This is a genomic window from Mycolicibacterium doricum (assembly GCF_010728155.1).
Lineage (GTDB): Bacteria > Actinomycetota > Actinomycetes > Mycobacteriales > Mycobacteriaceae > Mycobacterium > Mycobacterium doricum.
This window is the reverse complement of record NZ_AP022605.1, coordinates 962098-980796: the sequence shown is the minus strand read 5'-3', so window position 1 is coordinate 980796 and position 18699 is coordinate 962098. Positions and strand designations below refer to the sequence as shown.

Below are 18699 nucleotides of genomic sequence, written 5' to 3'. Positions count from 1 at the left end.
CCTGGGCACACCAACCTGTGTCCGACAGCCCATGTCCGCGCACGGCCCGGTGGTTCGGAGGTTCATGACGGCGGTCAGCGCACCTGATGCGCGGGTGCGCGTGCGTGTCGACGTCACCGGAGTGGTGCAGGGCGTCGGCTTCCGGCCCACCGTGGCGCGGATCGCGCAGCGGCATAACGTCAATGGGTTCGTGTGCAACGACAAGGGGGCGGTGCGCTGCGAGCTGGAGGGTGACGCCGACGCCGTGGCCGCCGCGGTCGACGCCATCAGAACCCGGCCGCCGCCGATGGCCCACATCGACGCCATCCTGCTCACGACGCTGCCCCCGCAGCATCCCGCACCGGGATTCCACATCGTGGCCGGAGCCGAGGCCGGTGCCACCGGCGACCCGCCCACCCTGATCCCGCCCGACCTCGCGACCTGCCCAGACTGCCTACGCGAGCTGTTCGACCCGGCCGACCGCCGGTACGGACACCCCTTCATCACCTGCGTGAACTGCGGGCCGCGCTACACCGTGATCACCGGCCTGCCCTACGACCGACCCCGCACCACGATGGCCGGGTTTCCCATGTGTGCGGACTGCGCGGCCGAGTACCGGGACCCCAACGACCGCCGATACCACGCGCAGACCATCGCCTGTCCGCAATGCGGCCCTGTGCTGTGGTGGTCGGGCCCGGGCGACGCAGCCGATCCGCCGGGCGCCGCCGCGACCGCCATTCTGGCCGGCTCGGTCGTCGCACTGAAGGGCATCGGGGGATACCACCTCGCCTGTCGCGCGGATCACGACGTCGCCGTGGCGACCCTGCGAGAGCGCAAGAAGCGGCCCGCCAAGCCGTTGGCGGTGATGGTCGCCGACCTGGAGGCGGCGGGGGTCGTCGCCGAGGTCGACACCGCTGCCGCGCGGGCACTGACCTCGGCGGCCGCACCGATCGTGCTCCTTCGGCGCCGCGCCGGCGTCGTGGACGGAGTGGCCCCCGGCCTTCGCGACATCGGGATCCTGCTGGCTTACTCGCCCGTGCACCACCTGCTCTTCGCCCGCATGGGTCCGGTGCCCCTCGTGCTGACGTCGGCCAACGGCAGCGGCTCACCGATGGTGTTCCGGGACGAGGACGTGGCGCGGATCGCCGGTATCGCGGACGGTGTGCTGGGCCACGACCGGCCGATCCGCCTACCGTGCGAGGACTCGGTGGTTACCGTCGCGCCGGACGGCGGCACGGTCGCGGTCCGGCGCTCCCGCGGCTTCGCTCCGCTTCCGGTGTCCACCGCGGCGCGTACGGATGCGGTGATCCTCGCCACGGGCGGTGACGTGAAGACCGTCGCCTGCCTCCTGGACCGGGCCGGACGTGGGCACCTGTCGCCACACCTGGGCGATATGGCCGACCCGCGCACCCAGGCCCTCTTCGAATCGGTGGTGCACCATCTGGCGGCCATGACCGCCGCACCTCCCGCGGTGGTCGCGTGCGACATGCATCCGCGTCACGCCACCGTCGGGTGGGCCCGACGCAGCGGGCTGGAGACCGTTCCGGTGCAGCACCACCACGCCCACGCGGTGGCGTTGCTCGCCGAACATGGGCGGTTGGACACTCCGATTGTGGCGGTCGCCTACGACGGCACCGGCTACGGCACTGACGGCACCATCTGGGGTGGGGAGTTGCTGGCGATCACCGAACCCGCCCGCTTCACCCGCGTCGGGCATGTGAAGCAGTTCAGCCTGCCCGGCGGCGAGGGTGCGCTGCGCCAACCCGCGCGCATCGCGCTGGACCTGCTCCACCGTGCCGGGGTCGCATGGGACCCTGCGCTGGCGCCGGTGCAGGCGGTCGGTGCCGACGGCCGCCGCATCCTGGCCCAGCAGATCCGACGCGGCGTCGGTTGTGTGCCGACCACCAGCATGGGTCGGCTGTTCGACGCGGTGGCCAGCCTGCTCGGGGTCTGTCAGGAGGTCACCTACGAGGGCCAGGCCGCCGTCGAACTCGAAGGGCTGGCCGGGGCGGGGCGGGCCGCGGCGCTCGACTTCGCCGTGGCGGACGGCGTCCTCGATCCCGCTCCGCTGATCGTCGGTCTGGCCGAGCAGTCGCGCGCGGGGGTGTGTCCGGCCGACCTTGCCGCCGGTTTCCACGCCGCGGTGATCCGCGCTACCGCGCACGCGGCCGCCACCTACGCGCGCGCGGCCGGTATCGCCACCATCGGGCTGACCGGCGGCGTGTTCGTCAATCAGCTATTGACCGACGGCCTGCGGAACGCTTTGTCACGTCAAGGATTCGAAGTTCTCACCCATCAGGCGGTGCCCTGCAACGACGGCGGTCTCGCGCTCGGTCAGGCGGTCGTCGCCGCCGCACTGCGCAGTGCCAACAGCGAACGGAGTCACACATGTGTCTCGGAATACCCGGACGGGTGGTCCGCGTCTGGGAGGAGTCGGGGACGTTGATGTCCACCGTCGACTTCGGCGGCACCACCAAGACGGTGTGCCTGGTGTACCTACCGGACATCCAGATCGGGGAATACGCGGTCGTGCATGCGGGGTTCGCGATCACCCGGCTGGACGAGGCCTCCGCTCGTGAAACTCTGGCGATGCTGGCCGAACTCGGCATGCTGGGCGAAGAGCTTGCCGGGGCCGCCGACGTGCCGCCGCCGGGCGGGAGGGAAGGGTCATGAAGTACGTCGAGGAGTTCCACGACCCCGCCCCGGCACACCGGCTGGTCGAGATCATCAAGCAGCGAGCCACCCGCAGGTGGACCATTATGGAAGTTTGCGGCGGACAGACGCATTCGATCATCCGCAACGGCATCGACCAGCTGCTGGGCGATGCGGTGGAGTTCGTGCACGGACCCGGCTGCCCGGTGTGCGTGACGCCGTTGGAGATGGTCGACCGCGCACTGGAGATCGCCGCCCGCGACGACGTGATCTTCTGCTCGTTCGGTGACATGTTGCGGGTGCCCGGCAGTCGCCGCGACCTGTTCGGAGTGCGGGCCCGCGGCGGTGACGTGCGAATCGTGTACTCGCCGCTGGACGCCACCCGCATCGCCGCCGACAACCCCGACCGCCAGGTGGTGTTCTTCGGTGTCGGGTTCGAAACCACCGCTCCGGGAAACGCGATGGCCGTGGTGCAGGCCCGGCGGACGGGGCTGAGGAACTTCTCGATGCTGGTGTCGCACGTGCTGGTGCCGCCGGCGATGACCGCGATCCTCAGCGGCCCCCGCAACCGGGTGCAAGGATTCCTGGCGGCGGGGCACGTGTGCTCGGTCATGGGCACCGCCGCATATGATCCGCTGGTCGAGAAGTTCCAGGTACCGATCGTGGTGACAGGGTTCGAGCCGCTCGACCTCCTCGAAGGGGTGCGCCAGCTGGTCGAGCTGCTGGAATCGGGCACCCCCGAGCTGCGCAACGCCTATCGGCGGGCGGTCACCGCGGAGGGCAACACTGTCGCGCAGCGCACCCTGGCCGAGGTGTTCACCGTGACCGACCGGCAGTGGCGCGGTATCGGGATGATCCCGGGCTCGGGTTGGACGCTGTCGCCCCGCTACGCCGAGTTCGACGCCGAAAGCCGTTTTGGGGTGCGCGATCTCGCCATCGAGGAGTCCGCCGAGTGCCGCAGCGGGGAGGTACTGCAGGGCCTGCTCAAACCCGACCAGTGCCCCGCGTTCGGCACCGCCTGCAGTCCGCGGACCCCACTGGGCGCCACGATGGTCTCCAGTGAGGGTGCCTGTGCCGCCTACTACCACTTCCGTCGCCTCGAGCACGGTGCCGGCGTCCGTGTGTGAGCCACGGGTGACCGTCGACCCGGCGAACTGGGTGTGCCCGCTGCCGTTGCGGGAAACCTCCCGAATCGTGCTCGGGCACGGTGGCGGGGGTGTGCTCTCGGAGGAGCTGATCGAGAACCTGTTCCTGCCCGCGTTCGGCTCGGCCGGTGTCCCGGCCCGGGACTCCGCCCTGCTGAGCGTCGGCGCCGGGCGGATCGCGGTGAGCACGGATTCCTATGTGGTGCAGCCGCTGTTCTTCCCCGGCGGCAATATCGGAGATCTCGCGGTCAACGGCACGATCAACGATCTGGCGTGCAGCGGTGCCCAACCGGTGGCGCTCACGGCAGGGTTCATCCTCGAGGAGGGGCTGGAACTCGACGTCATCGGCGCAGTCGCGCAGACCATGGGCCGGGCCGCGGCCCGCGCGGGGGCACCCATTGTCGCCGGAGATACCAAGGTCGTCGAACGAGGCAGCGCCGACCGGCTTTTCATCAACACCTCCGGCGTGGGCGTCGTGGCCGCCGGAGTGGAAATCGCCCCCGAACGGGCCCGCGCCGGCGACCACATCATCGTGTCGGGATCGATCGGTGAACATGGCCTGGCCATCCTGAGCATGCGTGAGGGAATCGACTTCGGAACCGTCCTGGTCACCGACAGCGCCCCGCTGCACCACCTGGTGGCGGCGATGCTGGCCGTTACCGAGGCCTCCGGTGCGGTGCACGCGCTGCGCGACCCGACCCGCGGTGGTCTGGTCGCCGCCGTGGTGGAGATCGCCAGGGCCGCCGGTGTGGGGGTCGAGCTGGACGAGCCCGCAATCCCGATTCCGGCGGCCGTGACGTCGGCGTGCTCATTCCTGGGCCTGGATCCACTGCACGTGGCCAACGAGGGGAAACTGGTCGCCTTCGTCGATCCCAAGCACAGTGGAGCCGTGCTGGAGGCGATGCAAGCCCGGCCCGAGGGCGCCGGCGCCGCGATCATCGGGCGGGTGGTCGAGGACCACGCGGGCATCGCAGTGGCCAAGACCCCGTTCGGAACCACCCGTGTTCTGGAACGCACGATCGGCGAACAGCTTCCACGGATCTGCTGAACCGATCGTCAGGCGTCGAGCATCGAACGCGGGTCGGCGGCGGCGCCATATCCCGGCAGCGGCATCGAAGCGCCGTCGACATCGAGCGCGTGCAGTCGTTCGATGACCGAGGCCATCACCGTTTCCACCGCGGCATGCGGTGTCTGGGCCGGTTCGGACTGCAGCGCAGGGAATTCGGCCACCGTGGCGATGTATCCGTGCCGGCCGGCAGACCAGTGGATCCGGTAGGAGTATTCGAGTGCTTTCATTCGCAGGTTCATGATTTCACCGTAGTTCCGCCGACCATACGCGCGACGTGCCATTGGTCCCGAACCGGAAGGCCAACGGACCCAAGCCGAGGCAGCCGGGATCACCTGCGCCGGATCGACCCGTTGCGCACCGCCGTGGCGTGTTGGCGGCAGTAGTAGCCCCATGTCGTGGGCAGCCATCCGCAGTCGACCAGCAATTCGTTGAGGCACTGTCGGGAAGCCCGTTCCCGGTCCGGTCTGACGATGACCGTCTCCAGGTCGACGCTGGCGGTGCACTGCTGGCAGACCACGTGGAAGTGGCGAACTGTCTGGTTAATCAAGCGATACGGTCTGGCGCGTCAACGTCAACGACTGGCTGAGGTTGGCCGCCGCCGGGGTGGTCAGTCCGGTGCGCAACTCCCACTCGTAGCCCCGGATCGCCAGCAGATACGCGTCGGGACAGCACCCGAAACACTGTACGGCGGTCGCCAAGACCGACGGAACCGACATCGCATGCGAGGCGAAGCTGAAGTCGAACTTCGCCTCCGGTCGCGTCAACCGGTAACTGGCCACCGCGGATTCCTTGGTGGCATCGACGAACAGCACGGTGTCGAATCGGTTGATCAGATCGGCGTCTTCCAGGTGCAGCTGGTAGCCGCGGTGCAGGACCGCCGCGCACCGGTGCGGGCCGGCTTCGAGCCGATCGACGAAGGCCCAGCCCAGCCCGTCGTCCTGCCGGCCGGAATTGCCGATGCCGTAGACCAAGGTCGACGGATCAGCCAGCAGGGCCGCGACGGACACCGATTCACCGGGTACGCGCATCGAGCACCCTGCCCTTCGGGTCCACGACGGACACGGTCAGCGGCATCTGGCCCAAAGCATGGGTGGCGCAACTGAAACACGGGTCGTAGGCCCGGATCCCCACCTCGATCGCGTTCATCATCCCTTCGGTGATCTCTGTTCTCCTATCCAGATACTGCTCGGCCACGCTGCGCACCGTCCGGTTGAGCACCTGGTTGTTCTGGGTGGTGGCCACGATGAGGTTGGCGAACGTCACGTCGCCGTCGGGCCCGGCACGGTAATGGTGCAGCAGGCTCCCGCGCGGCGCCTCGACCACGCCGACGCCCTCACCGGTCCACGCCTCGGCGCCTGGTGTGACGACCAAGCTGTCCTCCTGTACGTCGGGATCGGTCAGCAGTTCTCGAATCACCTCCGCGGCGTGGATCGTCTCGATGGTGCGGGCCCAATTGGTATGCAGGGTCATATTGTTCGCGCGCCCGCCGGTGTAGGCGTGAAATCGCGCCAACGCCTGCTGGGCCAGCGGGGTGGACAGGGTGCGGGTGACGTTCATCCGGGCCAGCGGTCCGACCCGCACCGACCCGGCCTCGCGACCCAAATCGGTGAGGAACGGGAACTTCATGTAACTCCACTTCTCGACCGCTTCGGAGAAGTGGTTCAGGTAGTCGTGATAGTCGAACTCGCGCACGACGTTCTTGTCGTCGTCGACCACCCGCAGCTTGCCGTCGTAGTAGTCGACGTTGCCGTCGTCGCCGACCAGGCACATGTTGAGGGAAGGCACGTTGGCGAAGCCGTCGACCTCCTCGCGGTGCTCGTCGTGGAACCGGTAGAACAGCTGCAGTCCCAACTGCGCGTATTCCATCACCTGGTCCATCGACAGCAGTCCGTCGTCGCCGTTGAGGAACCGGTTCACATCGGCGGCGGTGAGTGCCTTGTTGACTCCGCCCGGTACCGAGGAGATACCGTGCATCCGCTTGCCGAAGATGGCCACGAGCAGTTCCTGACCCCACTTGCGCAGCTGCACGACACGTTTCACCAGTTCGGGGTCGGCCTCGACGAGCCCGAGGACGTTGCGTTTCTCGGGCGGAGCATCGATACCGAACAGCATCTCAGGCACCACCAGATAGAAGTAGGCGGTGACGTGGGACTGCAGCATCTGCGCGTAGTGGCCGAGGCGGCGGACTTTCAATGCGGTCGGAGTCAGGTGCGTGCCCGAGGCGGGACCGACACCGATGATGTCGTCGAGCACCTTGGCGCCGGCCAGGTGGTGGCTGACGAAGCAGATGCCGCAGATGCGCTGCATCAGCACAGGTGCCTCCCAGAACGGGTGGCCCTGGATGAACTTCTCGTATCCGCGGAACTCGACCACGTGGAGTTTGGTGTCCACCACCCGGGCGTCGTCGTCGACTTCGATGACGACCTTGCCGTGCCCCTCGATCCGGCTGATCGGATCGATGACAAGCGTCTTACTCATGGCAGTTGACTTCCTCGGGCTCAGTCGAAGTGGGTGAGGGAGGTGGGCAACGTGACCGGCCGCCCGTCGATGATGTCCTCGAGCACCTCGAGAATGGCGTCGGGTTGAGGCGGACACCCGGGAATGAAGTAGTCCATGTGGACGACTTCGTGGCACGGATAGACCTTCCTGGTCAGGATCGGTATCTGGGGATGCAGCGGGAGGACCGCCTCGCCGGGCACCGCGGTGGGCGAATCGAGATATGCCTCGGCCAGACAGTCCTTCAGATCGCGAACATTGCGCAGCGCGGGGATACCACCCCAGATCGCGCAGGCGCCGACGGAGATCAGGACGTCGCAGTTCTCCCGGAAGTGTTGCAGCGTCTCGATGTTCTCCTCGTTGGCCACCCCTCCCTCGATGAAACCGACCGCACAGCGCTCGGGGATGCGCTTGATGTCGGTCAGCGAGGAACGCATGATCGTGATCCTGTCAAGCAGAGTCAGCAGTCGTTCGTCGATGTCGAGCAGAGACAACGTGCAACCCCAGCAGCCGCACAGGCTGATCATCGATACCTTGGTCTTGTCCGCCCGTTTCGCCGCCGTTTCCGGATCGAGGGGAGTGGCCGGAAGCTGGTGTGAGCCTATCCAATTGGCTCCCGAAGCAGTCATTCGGCCGGGCCGCCCAACGCGCGGTCGCGCACCGACTCGACTTCGTAGCGCCGCTGCCCTATCGGCGTGTCGTAACCGACCTGCTTTTCCAGGATGGTGCCGACCGGGCAGATCTGGACCGCCTCACGCACCTGATCGGGGGGCATCGCATCGGCCAGCTCCACGTCGATCTCGATGCGCGCGCCGTGGCCGCGGCCGCTGATGCTGAAGATCTTCTCTCCGGTGGTCCGGTCCCGGATGAATTCCACGCAGCGCTGACAGAAGATGCAGCGGTCGCGTTCCAGCCAGATGTGTTCGGAGGCGTGGTCGACGGCACGCACCGGGAACTGGTAGGGGAAGCGGGAGACCATCATGCCGACTTCGTAACCCACCGCCTGCAGTGTGCAGCGGCCGCTCTTCTCGCAGCTCGGGCAGTTGTGGTTTCCTTCGGCGAACAGCATCTCGACCAGCGCCTTGCGCATGTCGGTGGTCTCCGGTTCCTCCACCTCCACCCGCATGCCTGCGGCGACGCGAACCGTGCACGCCGCCGTCACCCGGCCGTCGACTTTGACCGAACAGGCGCGACACGTCCCGAGCGGGGGCTGGCCTTTCAGATAGCACAGCGTGGGAATGTAGACACCGGCTTCGGCGGCGACATCGACGAGGTAGGCGCCCTCTTCGGCCGTCACCGCGACACCGTCGATCTGGATTTCCACGGTCATCGCGACTCCTGCCCGGCGAGTTGGTCGACGGCTGCGGCGTAGCCGTTGAGTGCGGCATGGACATCGAAGGACGGCAGCAGCCCGTCGTCGTCCTCGGTACGCAGGGCGCCGGTGAACGCTCCGGGAAACTTCGCCATCGTGGTGAGGATGGGATTAGGCGACGTCGCACCGAGGCCACATCGACTAGTCGCGGCCACCACCGTGCCCCATCTGGTCATGTCGTCAAGATCCGCCGAGCTGGCCTGCCCCCTGATCACCAGGTCGACCTTGTCGCGCAGCGCCACGTTTCCGACCCGGCAGGGAACGCAGATGCCGCAGGACTCGTCGACGAAGAACTGCATAAAATCCCGTACCACGGAAAGCAGGTCACGGCGGGAGTCGAAGATCATGACCGAGCCGTTGCAGGAGATGTCCTCATAGCCCAGCCGGCGGTCCGAGTCGGCCTGCGCGGAGACCATCTCGCCGGACGGCCCGCTGATCTGCACGGCCACGGCGTCCTCGGCGCCCACCATGGCGAGCGTGTCACGCAGGGTGATACCCCATTCGACCTCGTAGACGCCCGGCGCCGCGCAATCGCCGGAGACGCTGAGCAACCGAGTGCCCCTCGACTTGGCGGTGCCCATGGCGGCGAACCAGTCCGCGCCCTTGTCCATGATGCGGGTGGCGGCCGCGAAGGTCTCGACGTTGTTCACGCACGTCGGTTTGCCGAGGTAACCGTGCTCGACAGGAAACGGCGGCTTCAACCGCGGTGTCCCACGCTTGCCTTCGCAGGACTCGATCAGCGCGGACTCGTCACCGCAGATGTAGGCACCCGCACCCATCTTGATCCGGATGTCGAAGCCGTACCCGAGCGCGCCGTCGTCGCGCAGTTCGGCCAGTTGTCGTTCGAGATAGCTGCGCAGGTATGCGTATTCGGCTCGCAGGTACAGGATCCCGTGCGACGCCCCGACGGCGACACCGGCGACGATCATGCCGACGAACACCTGCTTGGGCGAACGGGTCAACAGCACGCGATCCTTGAACGTTCCGGGCTCCCCCTCGTCGGCATTGCAGATGATGTACTTGTCGGTCCCCGCCGCGGCCCGGCACAGTCGCCACTTGTCTCCGGTGGGGAAGCCGGCGCCGCCCCGGCCGCGCAACCCCGAATCGGTGATGGTGGCGATCACCTCCTCGGCCGGGGTCACCAGGCACCGGCGCGCGAGGATGCCGTAGTCGGTCTCCTCGGCGAAGAACACCGGCCCGCGGGTGTGAACGGCGGTGTGGGCCAACACGTCGACGTATTCGACCTGGTCTTCGGCCAGCCCGGTCGGATCGGCCATCTCGGCCGGTGACCGGCCCTGTTTGAGGCCCGAGACGATCTCGGCCACCGAGGACGGGGTCAGGTCACCGAACACGACGCCGTCGACCAGCATCGACGGCTCCTGGTCGGCCAGGCCGATGCAGGCTGTCTCGGACAGCGCGAAGTCGGCGTTGCCCGGCTCCCCGAACCGGGCACCGGTCGCTGCCTCGAGGGTTTCGTATACCTCGCGGTACCCGCGCATCTTGGCGATGACGGTGTTGCTCAAGTAGATCCGGTACCGCCCCGACGGCGTGGTATGCAAGAAATGGTAGAAGGTGGCCGTCTCGAGGACATCCTCGACGGCCATGCCGAGCCAGTTCGCCACCTCGCGGGCCGCGTCGGGACCGACGTAGCCGTCGCCACGCTGAATCTCCCACAGGATCGCGAGCAGTTCGGTGCGGTCTCTGCCGTATCGGCGCAGAGTTCCTGCGACGTCGTGGGCCATGTTCTTCACCACTCGATTCTCGCGGACCCAGGCCTGCCGCGAAGGTTTCGATTCGAATCGGCGCGGCGGCGTTGGCAAACCCATAACCGGCGTCGGAGGAGCCCGGCTGGTGGCTGCGCTGACCCCGAGCCGACGTTACCACCGAGCCGGGCTCTTCGCCGGTTGGCGGGATCCATCGCTAGCCGGCCTGGTCGGTTCGTGACGAGTCGGCGAGGTCGAGCCGCAACCTGCTGCGGCGGTAGGGTTCCCGACCCGTCGGCTGGGCCGGCGGTATGCCGGGGTCGATCGGCGGCACCGCCCGGGTGACGGGATGCTCGGCCAAGCGGAACCGACGTCCGTGGTGGGCCAGTTCGATCGGCTCGCCGCTGACCAGCCGATACGTCACCGCGTCACGGTCGACGGTGACGAGGATCCTGCTGCCGCGGAAGACGAGCCGGAACGACAGCCGGTCGAGGCTGTCGGGTAGTCGGGGCGCGAAGGTGATCCGGTCACCGCGGTGTCGCATGCCGCCCAGGCCGGCGACACACCCCAGCCAGGCGCCGGCCAGCGCGGCGATGTGCAGGCCGCTGGAGACGTTGTCGTGTATGTCGTGCAGATCGGTGAACGCGGTCTCGACGAGATAGTCGAACGCGAGGTCCAGGTAGCCCACCTCGGCGGCGATCACCGCCTGGCAACAGGCCGAAAGCGACGAGTCCCGGACCGTCAGGGCTTCGTAGTAGTCGAAGTTGCGCCGCTTCTCCTCCGCGGTGAACGCGTCGCCGCGGACGTACATCGCCAGTACCAGGTCGGCCTGTTTGACGACCTGTTTGCGGTACAGGTCGTAGTACGGGTAGTGCAGAAGCAGCGGATAGTTGTCCGCGGTCGCCTCGAAGTCCCACGGCGCCAACGAGGTGAACGCGTCCGACTGCTGGTGTACCCCGCGCGTCGCGTCGTACGGGATGTGGACGGCGTCTGCGCAGCGCTGCCAGTTCGCCGTTTCGGACGCGTCGACACCGAGGCGGGCGGCCACCTCGGGACGCCGCCGGCACGCCTCGACTGCGTCCCAGAGATTCTGCTGGGCGACGAGATTGGTGAACGTGTTGTTGTTGGTCGTGGCGGTGTACTCGTCTGGGCCGGTGACCCCGTCGATGCGGAAGCTGCCGTCGCGGAGGTGGCCCAGCCGCGCCCACAGCCGCGCGCTCTCCACCAGCAGTTCCACCCCGCATTCCACCTCGAAGCGCGCGTCGCCGGTGGCGGCGAGATATCGTTCGGTGGCGTTCGCTATGTCGGCGGTGACGTGCACCGCTGCGGTTCCGGCCAGCCAGTACCCCGAACATTCGTCGCCGTTGATCGACCGCCAGGGGAACATCGCCCCGGCCTGCCCCATCTCGCGGGCCCGCTCCTTCGCCTGGCCCAGGGTCGAGTGCCGCCAGCGCAGTACCTCACGGGCCGCGGCCGGCATCGTGTACGTGAGCATGGGAAGGACGAAAGCCTCAGTGTCCCAAAAGGTATGGCCGTCATAACCAGGTCCGGTGAGGCCCTTGGCCGGTATGGCCCGGGCCTGCCCCCGCGCACCCGCCTGCAGCACGTGGAACATGGCGAATCGCACGGCCTGCTGCAATTCGGGGTCGCCGTCCACCTCGATGTCGGCGTCCAGCCAAAAGGCATCGAGGAATTGGCGCTGCGTGGTCAACAACTCGTCCCAACCGGCCTCCATCGCCATCGACAACGCCGCGTCGACCTGCGCCCGCAGCGACGGTACGGATCGATGCGCCGACCAGCCGTAACCGAGGTATTTCACGACGGTCAGCTGCTCGCCGGCGGGAACCATTGCCGCCACCGTGAGCCGGGCCAGGTCCTCCTCGGCGCGAATGGAGGACAGGCAGGTGTCGGGATAGTGCACTTCGTGGTCCATACCGGCCGCCATCCGCAGCTTGGACCGCCGGGTGTGGTGGGCCAGCAGCGCCCGCAGTCCGTGTGATTCGCTGTAGTCGTTGACCAGTGGAGCGTCGAGCGCCGCGGCCAGCCGTGGATCGTCGCCGGGCTGGGGAACCGGTTCGTTGGCGAGCAGGTCGGACTGCAGCACCAGCCTCATGTCCTCGTCCACCGGTTCCACCGTGTACCGGATGGCGGCGATCGTGCGTTTGGTGAACGAGACAAGGCGTTCCGAACGGATCCGAACGGTGCGCCCGGTCGGCGAGGTCCACACCGAATTGCGGCGCAGGGTGCCCGACCGGAAGTCCAGGGTGCGCTCGTGCTCCTCGGCGTACCCGTATCGCAGATCCATCGGCTCGTCCTCGACAAGCAGGCGGATGATCTTGCCGTCGGTCACGTTCACGATGGTCTGGCCGGATTCGGGATAGCCGTAGCCACTCTCAGCATAGGGCAGGTCACGTAGTTCGTAGAAGCCGTTGAGGTAGGTGCCCGGTAGGGCCACCGGTTCACCCTCGTCGAGTGCTCCGCGCAGGCCGACGTGACCGTTGGACAGCGCGAACACCGACTCCGTCAGCCCGAGTCGGCTCGGGTCCACTCCGCGCCACCGCAGTTCCCAGGGTGCCATGTCGAAGCCGGGCTCACTGGCGCTCACCGCCCGGGATCCGGCACGGCGCCGAACGTCGGTGGGCGGTACGTGGCCGCGTCGGGCGCAACCTGGCGAACGGGCACTGGCAATCTCCTCCGTCTGGTGTCGCCAACAGGGTTCCGCCAGGCCATGTCGAGTTCGTGACTCTGTTGTGAACCGCCGGAAAACTTCGGCGTGGTCCGATTCGCGAACCGGTCGCTCGCCGCCAGCATCCGGATGCGACATCCGAGAGCGTACGGGACGGGCGGGGCCGCTGGACCGGCAGTAGTATCCCGGAGGTGACCAGCCCCCATACCCCGGTTGCCGTACTCACCGAAGACGAGAGCTGGGAAAGGCTCTCCAGCGTCGCCTTAGGTCGCCTGGTGACCCGGATAGCCGACGAGATCTTCATCTTCCCGGTCAATTTCGTCACCCAGCGGGGCACCGTGTTGTTCCGCACCGCGGAAGGCACCAAGTTGTTCAGCGCCGTGGTCAGCGACGAGGTGCTCTTCGAAGCCGACAAGTACACCTCGTCGGTGGGCTGGAGCGTGATCGTTCGCGGCACCGCCGAGGTGTTGTCGGGTGCCTCGCAGATCGAAGAGGCCGAGCAGGCCGCGCTGCTGCCGTGGGTGGCCACCACGAAGCGGCGTTACGTACGGATCACCCCGACCGTGATGACCGGCCGACAGTTCATCTTCGGCCCCGAGCCCGACGACGGAAGTGTCGCCGGCTGACCCCTACCGACTCCGCAGAATCGGCTCGGCGCGCTATTCGTTGTCGCCGCCGGTCGAGATGGTGGCCGCCACGCTGGAGCTGAACGTGGCGGCGTGCGCGGCCGGCCACACCCAGTCGCGTACCTCAGGGATGTCGTCACCGTGTGCGCGGGTGTACTCGCGGGCGGCGATCCGCTTGTCCACCATCTGCTGGCGCAGCGTGGCGCAGGTCGAGCCAAGGGAGGGCACGCGGTCGATCACGTCGATCACCAAGTGGTAGCGGTCGAGATCGTTGAGCATCACCATGTCGAACGGCGTGGTGGTGGTGCCCTCCTCCTTGTACCCCCGCACGTGGATGTTTTCGTTGCCCGCGCGGCGATAGGTGAGCCGGTGGATGAGCCAGGGATAGCCGTGATAGGCGAAGATCACCGGCTTGTCGCAGGTGAAGAGCATGTCGAACTCATGGTTGGACAGTCCGTGCGGATGCTCCTTCTCGTCCTGCAACCGCATCAGGTCCACGACGTTGACAAAGCGGACCCGCAGGTCGGGAAGGTGCCTGCGGAGCAGGTCCACCGCAGCCAGTCCCTCCAGCGTGGGCACGTCGCCGCACGTCGCGATCACGACGTCGGGATCCTCGCCCAGCACTTCGTTGCCCGCCCACTCCCAGATGCCCAGCCCCCGGGTGCAGTGCGCGATCGCCTCCTCCATCGTCAGAAAGTTGGGACTCGGTTGCTTGCCCGCCACCACCACGTTGACGTACTGGCGTGACCGCAGGCAGTGGTCGTAGGTCGACAGCAACGTGTTGGCATCCGGCGGCAGGTAGACCCGCACCACCTCGGCGCGCTTGTTCACGACGTGGTCGATGAAGCCCGGATCCTGATGACTGAAGCCATTGTGGTCCTGCCGCCAGACGTGGCTCGATAGCAGGTAGTTGAGGCTGGCCACCGGTCGGCGCCACGCGATGTGATTGGTGACCTTGAGCCACTTGGCGTGCTGGTTGAACATCGAGTCGATGATGTGGATGAACGCTTCGTAGCAGTTGAACACGCCGTGTCGTCCAGTCAGCAGATAGCCCTCGAGCCAGCCCTGGCACTGATGCTCCGAGAGCATCTCCATCACGCGTCCCGCCCGCGCGAGGTGCTCGTCGACCTCGGCGTCGAAGAACTCGGCGTTCCACTGCTTGTCGGTCACGTCGAACACGGCCTGTAGGCGGTTGGAGGCGGTTTCGTCGGGGCCGAAGATTCGGAAGTTGTCGGGGTTCAGGGCAATGACGTCGGCGAGCCAGCGGCCGAGCACCCTGGTCGACTCGGCGATCGTCGAGCCCGGAGCGGGGACGTCGACGGCGTAGTCGCGGAAGTCGGGCAGCCGCAGGTCCTTGAGGACAAGGCCGCCGTTGGCGTGGGGATTGTCGCTCATCCGCAGGGTTCCCGACGGCGCCAGGGCGGCGATCTTCGCATCGAGGCGCCCGTCGGCGTCGAACAGTTCTGCCGGCCGGTAGGACGCCAACCAGTCGCTGAGCACCTGGAGGTGTTCCGGCGTATCGCGGGCGTTGGCGAGCGGGACCTGGTGCGCACGCCAGGATCCGGTCGTCTTCTTGCCGTCGATATAGGCAGGGCCAGTCCAGCCCTTGGGAGACCGGAAGACGATCATCGGCCAACGGACCGGCTCCTGGGCGCCGTCATGGCCATGGCTCTTGATCTCGGCGATCTCGTTCAGCACCGTGTCCAGCAACAGCGCGAAGTCGCGGTGCGCATCGGCCGGGTCCTGGTGGTCGAGCACCTCGAAGAAGTACGGGTTGTGACCGTAGCCGAGCATCAGGCTACGCAGGTCCTGGGTCGGAATACGGTCCAGCACGGTGGGATTGGCGATCTTGTAGCCATTGAGATGCAGAATCGGCAAGACCACGCCGTCGTTGGCGACGTTGGTGAACTTGTTGGAGTGCCAGCTGGTCGCGAGCGCACCGGTCTCCGCCTCGCCGTCGCCGACCACCGTGGCGACCAGCAGGTGCGGATTGTCGAACGCGGCACCGTAGGCGTGCGACAGGGCATAGCCGAGCTCGCCGCCTTCATGGATCGACCCGGGCGTCTCCGGCGCGACGTGTGACGGGATGCCGCCGGGGAATGAGAACTGGCGGAACAGCCGGCGGATCCCCTCGACGTCGGGGGTGATGTCGGAATACGTCTCCGAGTACGTGCCGTCGAGATAGGCGTTGGCGACCAGGCCGGGTCCCCCGTGCCCCGGGCCGGTCACGTAGACGGTCGGCTGGCTGCGTTCCTTGATCACCCGATTCAAATGGGCGTAGATGAAGTTGAGGCCCGGGGTGGTGCCCCAATGGCCCAGCAGCCGCGGCTTGACCTCGTTGCGCGACAGGGGAGTCCGCAGCAACGGATTGTCCATCAGGTAGATCTGGCCTACCGAAAGGTAGTTCGCCGCCCGCCACCAACCGTCCAATTGGGTCAGCGTCCCGTCACTCAACGGGGTCGGGTCGGCCGAACGCCAGGCCGTTGTCACTGCGGTCATCCTCGATCCTTTCCTACGCGGCTCGGGTCCTATTGAACTGCCAATCGGCGATCCCCGCCTGTTCCAGCCGGGTAGACCCAGCCGCTATGCTCGCCGACGCGCCAAAGGCTGCTCGTAGTAGCAACCCCGCAGCGGGTCTGATCCCGACTGACCCCTCGCTGTGGGTCGTCGCTCCTTCGTCGGTCACCTCCTCGAGTCAATGGATGGCCGGCACATGATCATCACTGGGCGATCAGGGCGGTGAGCTCGGTCGTCGACTTGGTTGTCCACCGCAACGGCGACTCCGGATCGCCGGGCGAGACCGATCCGTCCGGCGCCTGCAGCGCGGCGACCTGATCGGAGCCACAGCAGCAAGCGTCACACCGCAAGCACGGACAAGCCAAACCGAAAGGGCCTAACTAAACCAAACCAATTACTGCGCGATTACTGCGTGAGTCCTCAGTCGGACCATGCCCACGACTCGATGATCTCGCGGGCGATAGAGATGGATCCGGGCAGGAGCAGCCGCGACGGCGATCCGACCGCCGCGGCGTTCCAGTCTCCCTCTGCCAGCGCGGCGCGCACCTCGGCGCGGGCGAACCACCCGGCTTCGGCGATCTCGCCGTCGTTGAACGCGAACGGCTGCTCGGGATCGCCGATAGCGTGGAACCCGACCATCAGCGAGCGCGGGAACGGCCACGGCTGGCTGCCGAGGTAACACACGTCGGTCACCGCCAGCCCGACTTCTTCGGCGATCTCACGCACCACGCACGATTCGAACGATTCACCGGCCTCCACGAAGCCGGCGAGGATCGAGAACAACCGCTCGGGCCACAGCGTCTGGCGGGCGAGCACCGCGCGGTCGTGCCCGTCGTGGACGAGGCAGATCACCGCGGGGTCGATGCGCGGGAACTCCTCGTGTCCATTGAGCGGGTTCACCCGCGACCAGCCCGCCTTGACCGGTTTGGTGGGCGCGCCGTCTACCGGGCTGAAGTGTGCGTAGTCGTGCCAGTTGAGCAGCGCGGTGGCGGTGGCCACCAGTTGCGCGCTGGTGTCGTCGAAGATCTGGCCGGCCCGTCGAAGGTCGAGCACCTCGGCGTCGGAGCCGTCCTCGGGGGCCTCCAGGGCAGCCCTGACGCCCCACACATGCCGGCCGTCGCGCAGCCGTCCGAGGAAGACGGCGTGCTCCGGGGGCGCGTCGCCCAGCGTGTTCGCCGGCCCCAACACCGCCTGTCCCCCGGCGATCAACACCTGGTTGCGCCGGTCCACCCGCAGCAGCAGTGCGTCGGGCCAGCCCGCGGTGGCCGCATCGATGTCGGTCCGCAACGTGTCGGCGCGGTCGGCGCCGACACGCGACAGCAGCGGGGTGTTGCGCAGCGACCGGAAGCCGCTCATCGTTCGGCGTCGGCGTTGCGGATGTAGAGCAGCCGGTCGCCCGTTTCCAGCGCGTCGACCTCGGGGGCGTCGACGCGCACGAGTCCCCCGTTACGCACGACGCCGAGCACGATGTCGTGCAGATGCCGCGGCGAACCACCCACTTCCTTCGGGTCGACCTCGCGTTCGGCGATCGCGAAGCCCGCGTCCGGGGTGAGCAGGTCCTCCATCATCTGCACCACGCTCGGGGTCTGTGTGGCGATGCCCAGCAGGCGTCCGGCGGTCTCGGAGGTGACTACCGTCGAATCGGCACCGGATTGTTGCAGGAGGTGTTGGTTCTCCGCTTCTCGGACCGCAGCGATGATCTTCGCATTCGGCGCCAGCTCCCGAGCGGTGAGGGTGACCAGGACCGCGGTGTCGTCGCGGTTGGTTGCGACGATGATCGCCTTGGCGTGCTGTGCGCTTGCCAGCCGGAGGACCTCGGAATCTGTGGCGCTGCCTCGCACCGTCACCAAACCAGCGTTCCGAGCTCGCTCGAGGGCCGCCGGATTCTCGTCGACCACGACGATGTCGGCCGGTGCCACCTCGTCGCCGACCATGGCCGCCACCGCCGTTCTGCCTTTGGTGCCGTATCCGATGACGACCGTATGGTTGCGCAACTTGTTCCTCCACTGCTGAATTCGGAACGCCTGACGGGATTCGGTCGTCAAGGTTTCGACCGTGGTGCCGATCAGTACGATCAGGAACGCCACCCGTAAGGGGGTGATCACGACGATGTTCACGAATCGGGCACCCTCGGTGATCGGGGTGATGTCGCCGTATCCCGTCGTGGACAGCGAGACGGTCGCGTAGTAGAAGCAGTCGAGCAACGACAGCCCATCGGTTTGGGTGTCCCGGTACCCGTCGCGGTCGATGTAGACGATCAGCACGACCGCGCACAAAACGCCGAAGGCGATCACGATTCGCTTGATGATCCGCAACCAGGGACTGGGCACGTCACGCGGAATCGTGACCCGGTCGACAAGCGAGTGAACAGGCTGATCGGCAAGCGACTGGTTGATTCGGCCGAGGCGGCGCCGCAGACGTCCTTCAGCCACGAGGCTCCGTCATCGGGTGGGA

Annotated in this window: 16 protein-coding genes; 5 read left to right on the top strand and 11 right to left on the bottom strand. The window is 67.2% G+C overall.

What is annotated here, in order from left to right; genetic code table 11:
- Window positions 1–64 precede the first annotated feature (64 nt).
- Genes hypF through hypE form a run of 4 tightly spaced genes read left to right on the top strand, consistent with a single transcriptional unit; the run spans window position 65 to window position 4824 of the window.
- Complete coding sequence (gene hypF / locus G6N07_RS04895) at window positions 65–2425, top strand: carbamoyltransferase HypF (RefSeq protein ID WP_085190286.1); 2361 nt, start codon at window positions 65–67, stop codon at window positions 2423–2425.
- The gene (locus tag G6N07_RS04890) at window positions 2368–2652 is read left to right on the top strand and encodes a HypC/HybG/HupF family hydrogenase formation chaperone (RefSeq protein WP_085190032.1); all 285 of its coding nucleotides are present in this window, start codon (window positions 2368–2370) and stop codon (window positions 2650–2652) included. The genes hypF and G6N07_RS04890 overlap by 58 nt, the downstream gene beginning before the upstream one ends.
- Entirely contained in the window at window positions 2649–3758 is a 1110-nt protein-coding gene (gene hypD / locus G6N07_RS04885) for a hydrogenase formation protein HypD (RefSeq protein WP_085190034.1), read from the top strand. Before G6N07_RS04890 ends, hypD begins: the two co-directional genes overlap by 4 nt.
- Window positions 3751–4824, top strand: a complete 1074-nt coding sequence (gene hypE / locus G6N07_RS04880) for a hydrogenase expression/formation protein HypE (protein ID WP_085190288.1) — start codon at window positions 3751–3753, stop codon at window positions 4822–4824. Before hypD ends, hypE begins: the two co-directional genes overlap by 8 nt.
- Before the next feature lie 8 nt (window positions 4825–4832).
- Here hypE and G6N07_RS04875 read toward each other — a convergent pair whose 3' ends face one another.
- The 8 genes from G6N07_RS04875 to G6N07_RS04840 all read right to left on the bottom strand — a co-directional run bounded on the left by G6N07_RS04875 (window position 4833) and on the right by G6N07_RS04840 (window position 12994).
- Window positions 4833–5084, bottom strand: coding sequence for a hypothetical protein (locus G6N07_RS04875; RefSeq protein ID WP_085190035.1), 252 nt, complete (start codon window positions 5082–5084; stop codon window positions 4833–4835).
- An 89-nt stretch (window positions 5085–5173) separates the two neighbouring features.
- A complete protein-coding gene (locus tag G6N07_RS04870; RefSeq protein WP_133055529.1) occupies window positions 5174–5392 on the bottom strand; it encodes a hypothetical protein in 219 nt (72 codons plus the stop codon).
- Complete coding sequence (locus tag G6N07_RS04865; RefSeq protein WP_085190039.1) at window positions 5385–5873, bottom strand: hydrogenase maturation protease; 489 nt, start codon at window positions 5871–5873, stop codon at window positions 5385–5387. The genes G6N07_RS04870 and G6N07_RS04865 overlap by 8 nt, the downstream gene beginning before the upstream one ends.
- On the bottom strand, window positions 5857–7323 hold the full coding sequence (locus G6N07_RS04860; RefSeq protein ID WP_085190040.1) for a Ni/Fe hydrogenase subunit alpha: 1467 nt from the start codon (window positions 7321–7323) through the stop codon (window positions 5857–5859). Before G6N07_RS04860 ends, G6N07_RS04865 begins: the two co-directional genes overlap by 17 nt.
- Before the next feature lie 20 nt (window positions 7324–7343).
- Entirely contained in the window at window positions 7344–7868 is a 525-nt protein-coding gene (locus G6N07_RS04855; protein ID WP_235849684.1) for an NADH-quinone oxidoreductase subunit B family protein, read from the bottom strand.
- A 98-nt stretch (window positions 7869–7966) separates the two neighbouring features.
- Window positions 7967–8671, bottom strand: a complete 705-nt coding sequence (locus tag G6N07_RS04850; RefSeq protein ID WP_085190043.1) for a 2Fe-2S iron-sulfur cluster-binding protein — start codon at window positions 8669–8671, stop codon at window positions 7967–7969.
- Window positions 8668–10455: an NAD(P)H-dependent oxidoreductase subunit E gene (locus tag G6N07_RS04845; RefSeq protein ID WP_085190290.1), complete on the bottom strand. Its 1788-nt coding sequence runs from the start codon at window positions 10453–10455 to the stop codon at window positions 8668–8670. The genes G6N07_RS04850 and G6N07_RS04845 overlap by 4 nt, the downstream gene beginning before the upstream one ends.
- A 178-nt stretch (window positions 10456–10633) precedes the next feature.
- On the bottom strand, window positions 10634–12994 hold the full coding sequence (locus G6N07_RS04840; RefSeq protein WP_085190292.1) for a glycoside hydrolase family 65 protein: 2361 nt from the start codon (window positions 12992–12994) through the stop codon (window positions 10634–10636).
- A 299-nt stretch (window positions 12995–13293) separates the two neighbouring features.
- Between G6N07_RS04840 and G6N07_RS04835 the strand changes: the two genes are divergently transcribed.
- The gene (locus tag G6N07_RS04835) at window positions 13294–13728 is read left to right on the top strand and encodes a pyridoxamine 5'-phosphate oxidase family protein (RefSeq protein ID WP_085190045.1); all 435 of its coding nucleotides are present in this window, start codon (window positions 13294–13296) and stop codon (window positions 13726–13728) included.
- A gap of 33 nt (window positions 13729–13761) precedes the next feature.
- On the opposite strand, the gene G6N07_RS04830 is transcribed toward G6N07_RS04835, so the two are convergent.
- The 3 genes from G6N07_RS04830 to G6N07_RS04820 form a co-directional block, all read right to left on the bottom strand.
- Entirely contained in the window at window positions 13762–16227 is a 2466-nt protein-coding gene (locus tag G6N07_RS04830; RefSeq protein ID WP_085190047.1) for a phosphoketolase family protein, read from the bottom strand.
- A 438-nt stretch (window positions 16228–16665) separates the two neighbouring features.
- Window positions 16666–17601 carry an NAD(+) diphosphatase gene (gene nudC, locus G6N07_RS04825; protein WP_085190049.1) on the bottom strand — a complete coding sequence of 312 codons (936 nt, stop codon included), beginning with the start codon at window positions 17599–17601 and terminating at the stop codon, window positions 16666–16668.
- Window positions 17598–18677 (bottom strand): potassium channel family protein, encoded by a 1080-nt coding sequence (locus G6N07_RS04820; RefSeq protein WP_085190051.1) that lies wholly within the window; start codon window positions 18675–18677, stop codon window positions 17598–17600. The genes nudC and G6N07_RS04820 overlap by 4 nt, the downstream gene beginning before the upstream one ends.
- Between the last annotated feature and the right edge of the window lie 22 nt (window positions 18678–18699).

Coding starts and splice junctions, on each gene's coding strand:
- G6N07_RS04830 (WP_085190047.1), bottom strand. CDS start 16,227: ATGACCGCAGTGACAACGGCCTGGCGTTCGGCCGACCCGACCCCGTTG.
- G6N07_RS04890 (WP_085190032.1), top strand. CDS start 2,368: ATGTGTCTCGGAATACCCGGACGGGTGGTCCGCGTCTGGGAGGAGTCG.
- hypF (WP_085190286.1), top strand. CDS start 65: ATGACGGCGGTCAGCGCACCTGATGCGCGGGTGCGCGTGCGTGTCGAC.
- G6N07_RS04860 (WP_085190040.1), bottom strand. CDS start 7,323: ATGAGTAAGACGCTTGTCATCGATCCGATCAGCCGGATCGAGGGGCAC.
- G6N07_RS04840 (WP_085190292.1), bottom strand. CDS start 12,994: ATGGCACCCTGGGAACTGCGGTGGCGCGGAGTGGACCCGAGCCGACTC.
- G6N07_RS04875 (WP_085190035.1), bottom strand. CDS start 5,084: ATGAACCTGCGAATGAAAGCACTCGAATACTCCTACCGGATCCACTGG.
- hypD (WP_085190034.1), top strand. CDS start 2,649: ATGAAGTACGTCGAGGAGTTCCACGACCCCGCCCCGGCACACCGGCTG.
- G6N07_RS04865 (WP_085190039.1), bottom strand. CDS start 5,873: ATGCGCGTACCCGGTGAATCGGTGTCCGTCGCGGCCCTGCTGGCTGAT.
- G6N07_RS04845 (WP_085190290.1), bottom strand. CDS start 10,455: ATGGCCCACGACGTCGCAGGAACTCTGCGCCGATACGGCAGAGACCGC.
- G6N07_RS04855 (WP_235849684.1), bottom strand. CDS start 7,868: ATGATCAGCCTGTGCGGCTGCTGGGGTTGCACGTTGTCTCTGCTCGAC.
- nudC (WP_085190049.1), bottom strand. CDS start 17,601: ATGAGCGGCTTCCGGTCGCTGCGCAACACCCCGCTGCTGTCGCGTGTC.
- G6N07_RS04850 (WP_085190043.1), bottom strand. CDS start 8,671: ATGACCGTGGAAATCCAGATCGACGGTGTCGCGGTGACGGCCGAAGAG.